A 14,254-nucleotide genomic window follows, 5' to 3' on the forward strand; every position below is an offset into this window, starting at 1 on the left:
AGCCGTGGCGGCTGCAGAGCCCACCTTCGCCACCGAGGTCCTAGTTAGGCACGCCCGCGGCCGGTTCAGGCCGTTTGATCAACGGTGCAGCCTGGATAACGAGCGGGCTGAGGCCATGGGCGTCATCCTCCAGGATCTCGAACAGTTGCCGCCGCATGCGCGGCTCCCAGAATTTGTTGATATGCGTCGCCACGCCCTGCGCAGCTTCGCTCTCCGGCTGACTCTTGAAGAAGGTCGCGATCTGATTGGCCATGTAGACGAGTTTCGACTGGGTATCATGCGACATCGGAGATGCTTCCTGGCTGGATGCGGTGCGGATGCGTGAAAATCTCGAAGTCCTCGCCACGCACTAGCGCAACGAGGGTCATGCCGGCTTCCTCGGCCGTTCGAATAGCAAGGGCGGTCGGCGCGGAAATGGCCGCGAGTACGGAGCTGCCGAGGATTGCAGCCTTCTGCACCATCTCGACGGACAGGCGACTGGTAACAGCAACCATGCCTTCCGCTCCGGATTGCCGTTGACGAACGAGCGCGCCGCAAAGCTTGTCGAGCGCGTTATGCCGGCCGACATCCTCGCGCACCGCCAGCAGCCTCCTGCCAGGCAGGTAGAAGCCGGCGCCGTGTACGGCGCGCGTCTCGCGGTGTAGCGGCTGCGCCCCGTTCAGCAACGAAACGGCCTGGACGATATCGCGGTGAGTCACCTGAAGCGACACATTGCTAACGTCTGGAACCTTGCGGACGGCCTGCTCGATCGATTCGATCCCGCAGAGCCCGCAGCCGACGGGTCCGGCCATGCTGCGTCTCCGGGCTGTCAACGCAGCAGCAACCTCGTCGACCAGAGCGATTTGGATGTCGATGCCCTTCTCGCTTTCAACGATCTCGACCCCCGCGACCTGCCCGATATCGGAAATGATCCCTTCGGTGAGGCTGAAGCCGATGGCAAAATCCTCGAGATCGCCGGGCGTTCCCATCATCACGGCATGCGTGCCACCGCCATAGGAGAAAGCGATCGGCACCTCCTCGGGAACGAGCCGCTCGCCCGGCATGACGACACCGCCGCTGCGGGCGGTGCGTCTGACAGCAATGCGGGTCGGGCGGTCAATCATCACTCCGCGGGCTCCAGCTTGCTCACGATGCGGCGGCTCTGGCGTGCCTGCTCGTCGTAGTCGCGCTGCCAGTCGGTCGGACCGTTAGAGGGCGAAACCTGCACGGCCGTCACCTTGTATTCCGGGCAGTTCGTCGCCCAGTCGGAGAAGTCGGTCGTGATGACGTTCGCCTGCGTATCCGGATGGTGGAAGGTCGTGTAGACGACACCGGGCGCAACGCGGTCGGTGATCAGCGCGCGCAGCGTCGTGTCACCCGAGCGGCTCATCAGCTTTATCCAATCGCCATCACGGATCCCGCGTTGTTCGGCGTCGTGCGCATGGATCTCGAGGCGGTCCTCGGGATGCCAGAGAACGTTTTCCGTGCGACGCGTTTGCGCCCCGACATTGTACTGGCTGAGGATGCGCCCGGTCGTCAGCAGCAGCGGGAAGCGCGGTCCCGTCCGCTCATCGGTCGCGACATATTCGGTGCGGATGAACTTGCCCTTGCCGCGGACGAACCCGTCGACATGCATGATCGGCGAGCCCAGTGGATGTGCTTCGTTGCAAGGCCACTGCACCGAGCCCACCTTGTCCAGATAGTCGTAGGAGACAAGCGCGAAGCTCGGCGTCGTCGCGGCTATCTCGTCCATGATCTCGGAAGGATGCGTGTAGTTCCAGACAAGGCCCATGGCCTGCGCCATCTTCTGCGTGACCTCCCAGTCGGCATAGCCGTTGCGGGGGCTCATGACCTTGCGAACGCGGTTGATGCGGCGCTCGGCATTGGTGAAGGTCCCATCCTTCTCAAGGAAGCTGGAACCCGGCAGGAAGACATGCGCGTAGTTCGCCGTCTCGTTCAGAAAGAGGTCGTGCACGACAACGCATTCCATGGCGGCAAGGCCGGCCGCGACGTGCTTCGTATCAGGATCGGACTGCAGGATATCCTCACCCTGGACGTAGAGGCCCTTGAACGTTCCGTCGACCGCCGCATCCAGCATATTCGGAATGCGCAGGCCCGGCTCGTTGCTGATCTTGACGCCCCAGAGCTTCTCGAAGATGTCGCGCGTCGCGTCATCGGAGATATGGCGATAGCCGGGCAGCTCGTGCGGGAAGGAGCCCATGTCGCAGGAGCCCTGAACGTTGTTTTGGCCGCGCAGCGGGTTCACGCCGACGCCCGGGCGGCCGATATTGCCGGTCACCATGGCGAGGTTGGCGATCGCCATGACAGTGGTCGAGCCCTGGCTGTGCTCGGTGACGCCAAGGCCGTAGTAGATCGCACCATTGCCGCCCGTGGCATAGAGACGCGCGGCACCGCGCACCAGATCGGCCGGAACGCCGGTGAACTTCTCCGACGCTTCAGGGCTGTGATACGGCTCGGCAACGAAGCTTGCCCAGTCCTCGAACTCCGACCAGTCACAACGTTCACGGATGAAGGCCTCGTTGAACAGTCCTTCCGTCACAATGACATGCGCGAGCGACGTCAGGATCGCGACGTTCGTGCCGGGTTGCAGTGGGAGGTGATAGGACGCTTCAACATGCGGCGAGCGCACGATGTCGGTGCGGCGCGGATCGATGACGATCAGCTTGGCGCCCTGCCGCAACCGCTTCTTCAGGCGCGAGGCGAAGACCGGGTGGCCATCGGTCGGATTGGCGCCGATGATGACGACGACATCGCTCTTCTCGACGCTGTCGAAATTCTGTGTGCCGGCCGAAGTGCCGAAGGCCTGGCCGAGGCCATAGCCGGTCGGCGAATGACAAACGCGAGCGCAGGTGTCGACGTTGTTGTTGCGGAAACCGGCGCGCACCAGCTTCTGCACAAGATAGGTTTCTTCGTTGGTGCAGCGCGACGATGTGATGCCGCCGACGGAGTCGCGCCCATATTGATACTGGATGCGGCGGAATTCCGACGCCACATGCGCGAACGCCTCGTCCCAGGTCACTTCGCGCCAGGGGTCAGTGATCTTCTCGCGGATCATCGGATTAAGGATGCGGTCCTTGTGGCTGGAATAGCCGTAGGCGAAGCGGCCCTTGACGCAGGAGTGGCCACGGTTCGCCTGCCCATCCTTCCAGGGCACCATGCGCACCAGTTCTTCGCCGCGCATCTCCGCCTTGAAGGAGCAGCCGACGCCGCAATAAGCGCAGGTCGTAACCACCGAATGCTCTGGCTGACCGATCTCGATCACCGACTTTTCGATCAGCGTCGCCGTAGGGCAGGCCTGGACGCAGGCGCCGCATGAAACACATTCCGACGAGACGAAATCTTCATGCATGCCGGCCGAAACACGCGAATCGAAACCACGCCCCTCGATGGTCAGCGCAAACGTGCCCTGCACTTCCTCGCAGGCGCGCACGCAGCGCGAGCAGACGATGCACTTTGCCGGATCGAAGGTGAAATAAGGGTTGGATTCGTCCTTCGGCGCCCATTTGAGATTGAGATCGCCGTTGTTGCGCGCCTTGACGTGATTGTTGCCATCATAGCCATAGCGCACGTCGCGCAGACCGACGGCGCCCGCCATATCCTGCAGCTCGCAATCACCGTTGGCCGCACAGGTCAGACAGTCGAGCGGGTGGTCGGAGATATAGAGTTCCATCACCCCGCGACGGACATCTTTCAGCCGGTCCGTCTGCGTCGAAACCACCATGCCCGGTGCAACCGGCGTTGTGCACGAGGCCGGCAGACCGGCCCTGCCCTCGATTTCGACGAGACACAGCCGGCAGGAGCCGAAGGCATCCATCATATCGGTGGCGCAGAGCTTCGGGATCTCGATGCCCGCATCCATCGATGCGCGCATGACGGATGTTCCCTCCGGCACCGTCACCTGGTTGCCGTCGATGGTGAGCGTTACCATGGTTTCGGAGGTCGAGGCTGGCGTGCCGTAATCGGTTTCGTGGACGAGAGGCATAGGTCTTACTCCGCCGCTTCGATAAGAGGTGTGGGAACGAAATCTTTCGGGAAATGCGTCATGGCGCTCATCACAGGATAGGGTGTGAAGCCCCCGAGCGCGCAGAGCGACCCAAATTTCATGGTGTTGCAGAGATCGGCAAGCAGCTCGCGGTTTTTCTCCGGCTCGATGCCGCGCGCGATCTTGTCAGCCGTCTCGACGCCACGCGTCGAGCCGATGCGACAGGGCGTGCACTTGCCGCAGCTTTCGACGGCACAGAACTCCATCGCAAACCGCGCCTGCTTCAGCATGTCAGCCGTCTCGTCGAAAACGACGATGCCGGCGTGACCGATCAACCCGTCCTTGGCCGCGAAAGCCTCGTAGTCGAATGGCGTGTCGAACAGGGCGCGCGGGAAGTACGCACCGAGCGGACCGCCGACTTGAACCGCCTTCACCGGCCGCCCGGATGCGGTTCCACCGGCAATGTCATCAACCAGATCGCCAAGCGAAATGCCGAATGCCGTCTCGAACAGACCGCCATGCTTCACATTGCCGGCGATCTGAATCGGAATGGTGCCGCGCGACCGGCCAAGGCCGAAGTCGCGATAATGGGCCGCTCCCTTGTCCATGATCACAGGCACGGAGGCGAGCGAAATGACATTGTTGATGACGGTCGGACAGTCGAAGAGACCCTTGTGGGCGGGTAGCGGTGGCTTGGCGCGCACGATGCCGCGCTTGCCTTCGAGGCTGTTTAGAAGCGCCGTCTCCTCACCGCAGACATAGGCGCCCGCACCGGTGCGAACCTCCATGTCGAAGGCGTTACCCGAGCCGAGAACCGACGTGCCGAGTATTCCGGCGCTGCGGGCAATATCGATCGCCCGGCTCATCGCCGCGATCGCATGCGGATATTCCGAGCGTGTGTAGACGAAGCCCTTGGTCGCGCCGGTCGCAAGGCCAGCGATCGCCATACCTTCGATCAGCACGAAGGGATCGCCCTCCATGATCATCCGGTCGGCGAAGGTGCCGCTGTCGCCTTCGTCGGCATTGCAGACGATGTATTTGCGCTCGCCCGGCGCATCAAGCACCGTCTTCCACTTGATCCCTGTCGGGAAACCCGCGCCACCGCGGCCACGCAGGCCGGAATCGGTGACCTCCTTGACGACATCGACAGGCAGCATCGAAACAGCACGACGCAAGCCCGCAAGCCCACCATGGGCTTCATAGTCATCGAGCGATAGCGGATCGGTGATGCCGCAGCGGGCAAAGGTCAGGCGCGTCTGACGCTTGAGGAACGGCAGTTCCTCGACCTCACCAAGACAGAGGGGATGATCCCCGCCGGTGGCCAATCCGGCATCGAACAGCGAAACAACGTCCTTCGCCTTTACCGGCCCGTAGCCGATGCGCTTGCCCAAGACTTCAACCTCGACCAGCGGCTCCAGCCAATGCATGCCACGCGAGCCGTTGCGCACGATCTTGGCGTCGAGCCCGCGCGCCGCAATCTGCTCCGAGATTGCCTTTGCCACGCGTTCAGCGCCCAATGCCAGGGCCGCCGCATCACAGGGAACATAGATCCTGATGGTCATCGGCGGGCCTCCGAAATCAGCGCCTCGAGATCAGCAGCATCCACCCGGCCATGAACTTCGCCATCGATCATCGCGGACGGCGAGCACGAACAGAGCCCCAGACAGAAGACGGGTTCGAGGGTGATCGCTCCATCAGGCGTCGTGCCGTGCCAGTCGATGCCGAGCAGCGCCTTCACGCGCTCGGCCAGCGCGTCGCCGCCCATCGATTGGCAGGCTTCGGCGCGGCAGAGTTTCAACACATGCCGGCCAGCAGGGTGATCGCGATAGTCATGGTAGAAGGTGACGACGCCATGCACCTCAGCCCGCGAAAGATTGAGCTCCTCCGCAATGATAGGGAGGACCTCCTGCGGCACGTAGCCGAATTCACCCTGGATCTCGTGGAGGATCGGCAGCAGCGGGCCTTCGAGATGCTTGAGTTGATCGATGATCGCTGTGGTACGCGTTGCGATATCGCCCTTGGCGACATGAATATTCATCAGCAGCCCTCCCACGGCCTGCAAGTTACACGTCGCGGGCCTGGGCAGGCGGGCTTTCCTCAGAACCCTATGGCCGACAGAACCGCTCGCGTCCGTTCATTATAGAACTTTCTCAGGGATGGACGAAGCGATCAATAATGCTGTTCCGTCAAACGATAGAAAATTCCTATCAAGATTCCTGCTCTTCGGCGAGAATCCGAGCCTCATGCAGCAAGGCGGAAACCAAGGGCGTGAACGGCTCGCGATGCGTCGCAACCAGACCGACAAGATGGTGCGCACGCGGCTCGACAATCGGAATCATGCGTATTTCGGCAGGAAAGCCAAATGATTTCGCGACATTGCGCGGCATTATGCTGGCCCAGCGTCCGGTACGGACATGTGAGAACAACACGATCATCGAATTGGACTCGAGTGTCGGATGCGCAGTAACGCCAGCTTCGGCCAGGTGATGATTGATGATACGGCGATTCTGCATGTCCGCCGTCAATAGACAAAGCCGAAGGCCGCCCACTTCCTTCCAGGTAACGCTGTCACGATCGGATAGAGGGCTGCCGGCGGCGGTTATCAAATTGTAGTGCTCGGCATAGAGCGGCACGCTCGTCACGCGTCCAAGCGGCTCGTTTTCGAGATAAGTAATGCCGGCGTCGATCTCGAGATTCTCCAGCATGCTGAGCACCTGCAGAGAATTGCGGGACACGATGGAAAAGGTCACATCCGGATGCCGCTCCTGAAACGGCGTTGTGATGCGCGGCAACATAGCGAGCGCTGTCGGGATGACGGCGATCTTGATATGTCCCGACAACCCCTTGCGGGCGGCCCGCATCTCTTCGCGCATCGTGCGGGCATCGCCGACGATGCGCCGCGCCCATTCGAGCACGCGCTGGCCCTCGGGTGTCAGCCCCTGGAAACGCGAGCCACGCTGCACGAGGATCACGCCAAGCTGATCCTCAAGCTGGCGGATGGCAGCGGACAACGTCGGCTGTGAAATGCCGCATTCTTCTGCGGCACGGCCGAAGTGCTTCTCATTGGCGAGCGCAATAAAGAATTCCAGCTTATCGATCATTCTGTCTCTCTGCCGAGCTGCGGCACGTTGCCGCCTTCAGATCAGAGAGAGCAGTCGGCAAAGCCGATTGTCAATTGTCCTGTGTTTCGGGAAACATCCCGAACAGAAAATGCAGCAGCGTGGTCGTGTCTTGATGGGCGACGCTGTAATAAATCATGCGACCGTCACGACGGCTAGCGACGAGCCCGTCCAGTCTGAGGCGCGCCAACTGCTGCGACACCATTGCCTGCTGAATGCCGAGGCTTTCCTCAAGCTGGCCCACCGTCTTTTCTCCCTCGGTCAGGAGGCAGAGAATAACTAGCCGTGTGTGGTGGGAGAGTGCCTTGAGAAAGTCGCTCGCTTCTCGCGCTCTCGCAGAAAGCTTCTGCAGATCCCGATCAGGCATACCCGATCTTGGTGTAGGCAAGTGCATTCTTCATCTCTGGTTGCAAAAACAATATGTATGAAGCTAAATCATAACATACTCGCAGCAGCCAGCTGTTTGGATCTGCCAAAATACCAAAAAAAGTCCCGCAACTCAGCAGATGAGCTGACCGCCGTTGATCTCCAGCACTTGCCCGGTGATGTACCCGGAAAGAGACGGCGCCGAAAGGAAGAGGTATGCCGGCGCGCAATCCTCGGAGGTGCCCAATCGCTGCAGGGGAATGGCCTTGCGGGTCTGCTCCAGCTTCTCCGGCGACGAATATCGCAGGTGGAAGTCGGTTTCGATCGTTCCCGGCGAGACGCAGTTGACGCGAATGCCATCGGGCGCGAGCTCCCTTGCGAGCGCCTTCGAATAGGTTGCGACAAATGCCTTCGACGCCGAATAGATTGCCGAGCCGGGACTGCCGCCCGTCAGCGCGGAAATGGAGACCGTGTTGACGATTGCCGCCTCCTGCGATGCTCTCAATGCTGGGATAAGCGCGCGCGTTATCTCAACGACCGAGGTCTGATTCAGCCGCACAATCGTCTGGTACTGCTCGTCGCTCAGATCCCCTGCCGGAAAGCGGCCGACCATGGTTCCGGCATTATTGATAAGCACATGGACACGGTCGAAGGTTGCAAGGGCCTTCTCGGCAAATCCGCTGGTGCCGCCCGGCGTGGAAAAATCGGCTGTTACGAGAAAGGCCCGGCGGTCTTCTTCCGCCGTCAGCAGGAAATCAGGCAGATCACGCTCAGCGCCGCGGCCGAGGTGCACCAGCACCCTCGCCCCGCAATCGAGAAATTGCCGCGCCACTTCCAGGCCGATACCCCTCCCCCCACCAGTCACAACCACGTTGCGGTTTTCGAACAGTTTGGGGTGAAACATCGAGTCCTCCACGGCGTGATCGAGCCGTTTGCGGCTCTGCTTGTTATGATGCAGCGGGAAACGTTGCCTAGTCGTCGGTTTCCAGCAGACGCGGACCCGGCCCATCCTTTGCCAGCCGGTCATAGGGATTGCGCAGCGGGCAGCTTTCAACCGAGAGGCAACCACAGCCAATGCAATCCGTCAACCGGTCGCGCAGGGCAATGAGGCGACCGATACGTGTATCGAGATCCTCCTTCCAGAGGGCCGACAAGCGCTGCCAGTCCGTAGCGGTCGCCGTGCGGCCCTGCGGCAGAGTATCGAAAGCAGCCTGAATCTCCGCCAAGGGAACGCCCACACGCTGCGCCACCTTGATGATGCCGAGACGGCGGAGCACATCGCGGCCGAAGCGGCGTTGGTTTCCACGCGAGCGAATACTGGAGATCAGGCCCTTGGCTTCGTAGAAGTGCAAGGCAGAGACGGCAAGACCGCTCCGTTCGGCGACTTCGCCAACCGTCAGCAGCTTCCTGAACGGATTGCTGGAGTTTTCTTCCATAGCTCGACCTCAAGTATACTTGAGGTGTTATAGACGAGCGCTTCGCTTGCGGGAAGCTGCGAACCGTTCACGACGCGAGTAACCATTAGAAAACAAAAAGCGGCCCGAAAGGCCGCTTCGATGCTGGAGTTCGTACGGATCAATCCTGATCGATCACACCCTGCAGGTGCGTCAGTTCCATGATGTAGTGTTCCAGACGCGACTTGTGCTCGTGATGCACAGCATCCTCGATTTCTCTCTTCGCCGCTTCGATGCGAAGCGTCAATTCATCCTTCGAGAGATCCTGAACAATGACCGCGGATTCAGCCAACAGCGTGCAGCCGGTCGGCAGAATATCGGCGAAACCGCCGAAAACCACGTAGTCCTGCTTCGAGCCATTGGCAGAACGAACGCTGACGATGCCCGGCTTGATGGTCGTCATCGTCGGGGCATGGTTTGCCATAACGGTCATCTCGCCGTCGGTTGCCGGAATGACAACTTCGGTCACCATCTCCGAAAGGAGCAGGCGCTCGGGAGACACGAGTTCAAAATTGAAATTGTCAGCCATCAGTGACTTACCTTCTCGGCGGCTTCTGTATCTTGCAATTTGGTCCCGCAGAACGGGCAGTGCGCTATCGCTTGATCGAGATATCCAAGACCTTCCTCGGTCTGGATCAGTCCCACCACCATCATCATCTTGCCATCGTCCGATCTGTAGATCGTCGGAGCGGCCGGTGCGGGAAGCTCTGCTGCGACTTCCCGAAGGCTGTCGCAGCAGAAGATCTCGTTAAGAGCGTCGCTCATCAGGCAGCTGCGGACAGCTTCTTGGCCTTCTCGATAGCTTCGTCGATCGAGCCGACCATGTAGAAGGCAGCTTCCGGCAGGTGGTCATATTCGCCGTTGACCAGACCTTTGAAGCCCTTGATCGTGTCTTCGAGAGCGACGAGCTTGCCCGGCGAACCGGTGAAGACTTCAGCAACGAAGAACGGCTGCGACAGGAAGCGCTCGATCTTACGGGCGCGGGCAACGGCCAGCTTGTCCTCTTCGGACAGTTCGTCCATGCCCAGGATCGCGATGATGTCCTGCAGAGCCTTGTAACGCTGCAGCGTCGACTGAACCTTACGAGCCACTTCGTAGTGCTCTTCGCCAACAACGATCGGGTCGAGCATGCGCGACGTGGAGTCGAGCGGGTCAACGGCCGGGTAGATACCCTTTTCAGCGATCGAGCGCGACAGAACGGTCGTTGCGTCCAGGTGGGCGAACGAGGTTGCCGGAGCCGGGTCGGTCAAGTCGTCGGCCGGAACGTAAATCGCCTGAACCGAGGTGATCGAGCCGGTCGTCGTCGTCGTGATGCGTTCCTGCATCTGGCCCATGTCCGTGGCGAGCGTCGGCTGATAACCAACGGCCGAAGGAATGCGACCGAGCAGAGCCGAGACTTCGGAACCTGCCTGCGTGAAGCGGAAGATGTTGTCGACGAAGAACAGAACGTCCTGGCCCTGGTCACGGAAGTTTTCAGCAACCGTCAGACCGGTCAGAGCAACACGTGCACGTGCGCCTGGCGGTTCGTTCATCTGGCCGTAAACCAGAGCAGCCTTGGAGCCTTCGCCGCCGCCATGCTTGTTAACGCCGGATTCGATCATTTCGTGGTAGAGGTCGTTGCCTTCGCGGGTACGCTCACCCACGCCGGCGAAGACCGAGTAACCACCGTGCGCCTTGGCGACGTTGTTGATCAGTTCCATGATCAGAACGGTCTTGCCGACGCCTGCGCCACCGAACAGGCCGATCTTGCCGCCCTTTGCGTAAGGAGCGAGAAGGTCGACGACCTTGATGCCGGTAACGAGGATCTGTGCTTCAGTGGACTGATCGACATAGGCCGGTGCGTCCTGGTGGATGGCGCGCTTGGAGGCGGTAACCAGCGGACCAGCTTCGTCGACCGGCTCGCCGATGACGTTCATGATACGGCCGAGCGTTTCCGGACCAACCGGAACGGCAATCGGAGCGCCGGTGTCGGAAACCGCCTGACCGCGAACCAGACCTTCGGTCGAGTCCATGGCGATCGTGCGAACTTCGTTCTCGCCGAGGTGCTGCGCAACTTCGAGCACCAGTCGGTTGCCGCCGTTGCTCGTCTCAAGCGCATTCAAAATCGCCGGCAGTTCGCCTTCGAAAGCAACGTCCACGACGGCGCCGATAACCTGCGTGACCTTGCCGGCAGAGCCTGCCGCAGTCTTGGGGGTAGCTGCCTTAGCCATTATCTTACCCTCTTTTCCCTAACCTCAGAGCGCTTCCGCGCCCGAAATGATTTCAATGAGTTCCTTGGTGATCTGAGCCTGACGCTGACGGTTATAGTTGAGCGTCAGCTTGTTGATCATTTCACCAGCGTTGCGCGTTGCATTGTCCATCGCGCTCATCTTGGCGCCCATCTCACCGGCAACGTTCTCAAGGAGCGCGCGGAAGATCTGAACGGAGATGTTGCGCGGGATCAGATCCTCGAGGATCGATGCCGGATCCGGCTCGTATTCGTAGACTGCGCCGGCGTGTGCCGCGTCCTCGACAACAGCCGTTGGGGCCGATGCCGGGATGAGCTGCTGAGCCGTCGGAACCTGCGAAATGACCGACTTGAATTCTGAATAGAACAACGTGCAGACGTCGAACTCGTCGGCTTCGAACATGTCGATGATGCGCTTGCCGATCTGGTCGGCATTCTCGAACCCGACCTTCTTCACATCACGCAATTCCTTGCGCTCGACGATGAGCGAAGCGAATTCGCGGCGCAGAACGTCGTAGCCCTTCTTGCCGACCGTAAAGATCTTGACGGTCTTGCCTTCAGCGAGAAGCCTGCGAGCGTGATCGCGCGCAAAACGCGAGATCTGCGAGTTGAAGCCGCCGCACAGACCGCGTTCGGCGGTGCAGACGACCAGCAAGTGAACCTGGTCCTTGCCGTTGCCGGTCATCAGCGCCGGCGCACCGTCGGCCTCCGTCATCGCACCGGCGATGTTTGCCAGAACGGCACCCATGCGCTGCGAGTACGGACGGGCGGCCTCAGCCGCCTCCTGGGCACGCCGAAGCTTCGCCGCGGCGACCATTTTCATCGCCTTGGTGATCTTCTGCGTCGCCTTGACGGAGGCGATCCGGTTTTTCAGATCCTTAAGTGAAGGCATCCGTTATCCGTCCTTTAGGTCCGATTAGGCGAAGGACTTCGCGAAGCCATCGATGGCAGCCGTGAGCTTGCCCTTCGTATCATCGCTGATTGCCTTGTCCGTGCGGATCGTGTCGAGGATGGCCGAGCCTTCCGAGCGAAGGTACGACAGCAGGCCCTGTTCGAACTTGCCGACCTGTGCGACCGGAATCTTGTCCAGGTAGCCGTTGACGCCAGCGAAGATCACCGCAACCTGCTCTTCCGTCTTCAGCGGCGAGAACTGCGGCTGCTTCAGGAGTTCGGTCAGGCGTGCACCGCGGTTCAAGAGGCGCTGCGTCGAGGCATCGAGGTCCGAGCCGAACTGAGCGAAGGCGGCCATTTCGCGATACTGGGCGAGCTCACCCTTGATCGAGCCGGCAACCTGCTTCATCGCCTTGACCTGCGCGGCGGAGCCGACGCGCGAAACCGACAGACCGACGTTAACGGCCGGACGGATACCCTGATAGAACAGGTCGGTTTCGAGGAAGATCTGGCCGTCGGTGATCGAGATCACGTTGGTCGGAATGAAGGCCGAAACGTCGTTGCCCTGGGTTTCGATGACCGGCAGCGCCGTCAGAGAGCCAGCGCCCTTTTCGTCGGAGAGCTTTGCAGCGCGCTCGAGGAGACGCGAATGCAGATAGAAAACGTCGCCCGGATAAGCTTCGCGGCCCGGCGGGCGGCGCAGCAGCAGCGACATCTGGCGGTAGGCAACCGCCTGCTTGGACAGGTCGTCGTAACCGATCAGCGCGTGCTGACCGTTGTCACGGAAATATTCGCCCATCGTGCAGCCGGCGAACGGCGCCAGGTACTGCATCGGAGCCGGATCGGAAGCCGTTGCGGCGACGACGATCGAGTACTTCATTGCGCCGCGTTCTTCGAGAACCTTGACGAACTGAGCAACGGTCGAACGCTTCTGGCCGATAGCGACGTAGACGCAGTACAGCTTGTCGCCGTCCGGGCCGTTGTCGTGGATAGCCTTCTGGTTCAGGATCGTATCGAGAATGATCGCGGTCTTGCCGGTCTGGCGGTCACCGATGACGAGCTCGCGCTGGCCACGACCGACCGGGATGAGCGCGTCGATAGCCTTGAGGCCGGTCGACATCGGCTCATGAACCGACTTGCGCGGGATGATGCCCGGAGCCTTCACGTCGACGCGCGCGCGGCGGGTCGAGTTGATCGGGCCCTTGCCGTCGATCGGATTGCCGAGAGCGTCAACAACGCGGCCAAGCAGCTCCGGACCAACCGGAACGTCAACGATGGCGCCGGTCCGTTTGACGGTGTCGCCTTCCTTGATATCGCGGTCCGAACCGAAAATAACAACACCGACGTTGTCCGATTCCAGGTTCAACGCCATGCCACGGATGCCACCGGGGAACTCGACCATTTCACCTGCCTGAACATTGTCCAGACCGTAAACGCGAGCGATACCGTCACCGACGGAGAGAACCTGACCGACTTCCGAGACTTCTGCCTCTTTGCCGAAGTTTTTGATCTGGTCTTTGAGAATTGCGGAAATTTCCGCCGCGCGGATATCCATCAGCCGACCTCTTTCAATGCAAGCTTAAGGGTAGAGAGTTTCGTACGAAGAGACGTATCAATCTGACGGGACCCGACCTTCACGATCAGACCACCAAGAATTGACGGATCAACCGTGACGGCAATCGCCACGTCTTTGCCGGTGACGCCCTTGAGCGCCGCCTTCAATTCGGTTTCCTGCGCCGCAGTCAGCGCATGGGCCGAGGTGACCTCGGCGGTAATTTCGCCACGCTGGTTTGCGGCAATGATGCGGAAGGCCTTGATCATGCCCGGGAGGGCAAAGAGGCGACGGTTGCGCGCCACGACCTTCAGGAAATTTGCGAAGAAGCCGCCGATTCCGGCCTTCTCGCTGATGGCGACAATCGCCTTGAGCTGGTCGTCGGCCGAAAAAACAGGGCTCGAAACAAAACGCTTCAGGTCGTCGCTCTCGTCGAGCATCGCCTGGAACCGATCGAGGTCCTTGGTGACGCTTTCGACGGCGCCCTGCTCGAGCGCAAGCTCGAACAACGACGAGGCATAGCGCTCTGCAACACCAGAAGTAAGCTGGGATGTGTCTGCCACTGGCCCAAATTTCCCTGATTTCAACTCAAGAATCCGGTCCCCGGCGGGCGCCTGACCTAGGATCTTGAATTCGTTATGATTTCCCCCAGAAATCGCAAGA

General features: G+C 60.7%; 15 protein-coding genes. All 15 read right to left on the reverse strand.

Translation table 11 applies throughout. The features are described from left to right. Positions 1 to 40: 40 nt before the first annotated feature. The gene (locus NBG89_RS15280) at positions 41 to 286 is read right to left on the reverse strand and encodes a formate dehydrogenase subunit delta (protein WP_431320639.1); all 246 of its coding nucleotides are present in this window, start codon (positions 284 to 286) and stop codon (positions 41 to 43) included. Then, a complete protein-coding gene (fdhD, locus tag NBG89_RS15285) occupies positions 276 to 1,103 on the reverse strand; it encodes a formate dehydrogenase accessory sulfurtransferase FdhD (protein ID WP_431322708.1) in 828 nt (275 codons plus the stop codon). Before fdhD ends, NBG89_RS15280 begins: the two co-directional genes overlap by 11 nt. Further along, positions 1,103 to 3,982: a formate dehydrogenase subunit alpha gene (fdhF, locus tag NBG89_RS15290; RefSeq protein ID WP_431320640.1), complete on the reverse strand. Its 2,880-nt coding sequence runs from the start codon at positions 3,980 to 3,982 to the stop codon at positions 1,103 to 1,105. Before fdhF ends, fdhD begins: the two co-directional genes overlap by 1 nt. Positions 3,983 to 3,987: 5 nt before the next feature. Next, entirely contained in the window at positions 3,988 to 5,544 is a 1,557-nt protein-coding gene (locus tag NBG89_RS15295) for a formate dehydrogenase beta subunit (protein WP_431320641.1), read from the reverse strand. Continuing rightward, on the reverse strand, positions 5,541 to 6,020 hold the full coding sequence (locus NBG89_RS15300; RefSeq protein ID WP_431320642.1) for a formate dehydrogenase subunit gamma: 480 nt from the start codon (positions 6,018 to 6,020) through the stop codon (positions 5,541 to 5,543). The genes NBG89_RS15295 and NBG89_RS15300 overlap by 4 nt, the downstream gene beginning before the upstream one ends. 169 nt (positions 6,021 to 6,189) lie before the next feature. Beyond that, on the reverse strand, positions 6,190 to 7,083 hold the full coding sequence (locus NBG89_RS15305) for a LysR family transcriptional regulator (protein WP_431320643.1): 894 nt from the start codon (positions 7,081 to 7,083) through the stop codon (positions 6,190 to 6,192). Positions 7,084 to 7,153: 70 nt separating this feature from the next. Continuing rightward, positions 7,154 to 7,495 (reverse strand): ArsR/SmtB family transcription factor, encoded by a 342-nt coding sequence (locus NBG89_RS15310; protein ID WP_431320644.1) that lies wholly within the window; start codon positions 7,493 to 7,495, stop codon positions 7,154 to 7,156. A 105-nt stretch (positions 7,496 to 7,600) separates the two neighbouring features. Beyond that, on the reverse strand, positions 7,601 to 8,371 hold the full coding sequence (locus NBG89_RS15315) for an SDR family NAD(P)-dependent oxidoreductase (protein ID WP_431320645.1): 771 nt from the start codon (positions 8,369 to 8,371) through the stop codon (positions 7,601 to 7,603). Between the two features lie 67 nt (positions 8,372 to 8,438). Beyond that, a complete protein-coding gene (gene soxR, locus NBG89_RS15320; RefSeq protein WP_431320646.1) occupies positions 8,439 to 8,903 on the reverse strand; it encodes a redox-sensitive transcriptional activator SoxR in 465 nt (154 codons plus the stop codon). Positions 8,904 to 9,042: 139 nt separating this feature from the next. Beyond that, complete coding sequence (locus NBG89_RS15325; protein ID WP_088692926.1) at positions 9,043 to 9,450, reverse strand: F0F1 ATP synthase subunit epsilon; 408 nt, start codon at positions 9,448 to 9,450, stop codon at positions 9,043 to 9,045. Next, positions 9,450 to 9,686 (reverse strand): hypothetical protein, encoded by a 237-nt coding sequence (locus NBG89_RS15330; protein ID WP_431320647.1) that lies wholly within the window; start codon positions 9,684 to 9,686, stop codon positions 9,450 to 9,452. The genes NBG89_RS15325 and NBG89_RS15330 overlap by 1 nt, the downstream gene beginning before the upstream one ends. Beyond that, positions 9,686 to 11,131: a F0F1 ATP synthase subunit beta gene (atpD, locus tag NBG89_RS15335; RefSeq protein WP_018855732.1), complete on the reverse strand. Its 1,446-nt coding sequence runs from the start codon at positions 11,129 to 11,131 to the stop codon at positions 9,686 to 9,688. The genes NBG89_RS15330 and atpD overlap by 1 nt, the downstream gene beginning before the upstream one ends. 24 nt (positions 11,132 to 11,155) lie before the next feature. Further along, on the reverse strand, positions 11,156 to 12,040 hold the full coding sequence (locus NBG89_RS15340; RefSeq protein ID WP_088692928.1) for a F0F1 ATP synthase subunit gamma: 885 nt from the start codon (positions 12,038 to 12,040) through the stop codon (positions 11,156 to 11,158). Between the two features lie 24 nt (positions 12,041 to 12,064). Further along, positions 12,065 to 13,594, reverse strand: coding sequence for a F0F1 ATP synthase subunit alpha (atpA, locus tag NBG89_RS15345; RefSeq protein ID WP_088692929.1), 1,530 nt, complete (start codon positions 13,592 to 13,594; stop codon positions 12,065 to 12,067). Beyond that, positions 13,594 to 14,154: a F0F1 ATP synthase subunit delta gene (locus tag NBG89_RS15350; protein WP_431320648.1), complete on the reverse strand. Its 561-nt coding sequence runs from the start codon at positions 14,152 to 14,154 to the stop codon at positions 13,594 to 13,596. The genes atpA and NBG89_RS15350 overlap by 1 nt, the downstream gene beginning before the upstream one ends. Between the last annotated feature and the right edge of the window lie 100 nt (positions 14,155 to 14,254).

Origin of the sequence: Rhizobium sp. YTU87027 (assembly GCF_050644135.1) — a bacterium.
Lineage (GTDB): Bacteria > Pseudomonadota > Alphaproteobacteria > Rhizobiales > Rhizobiaceae > Rhizobium.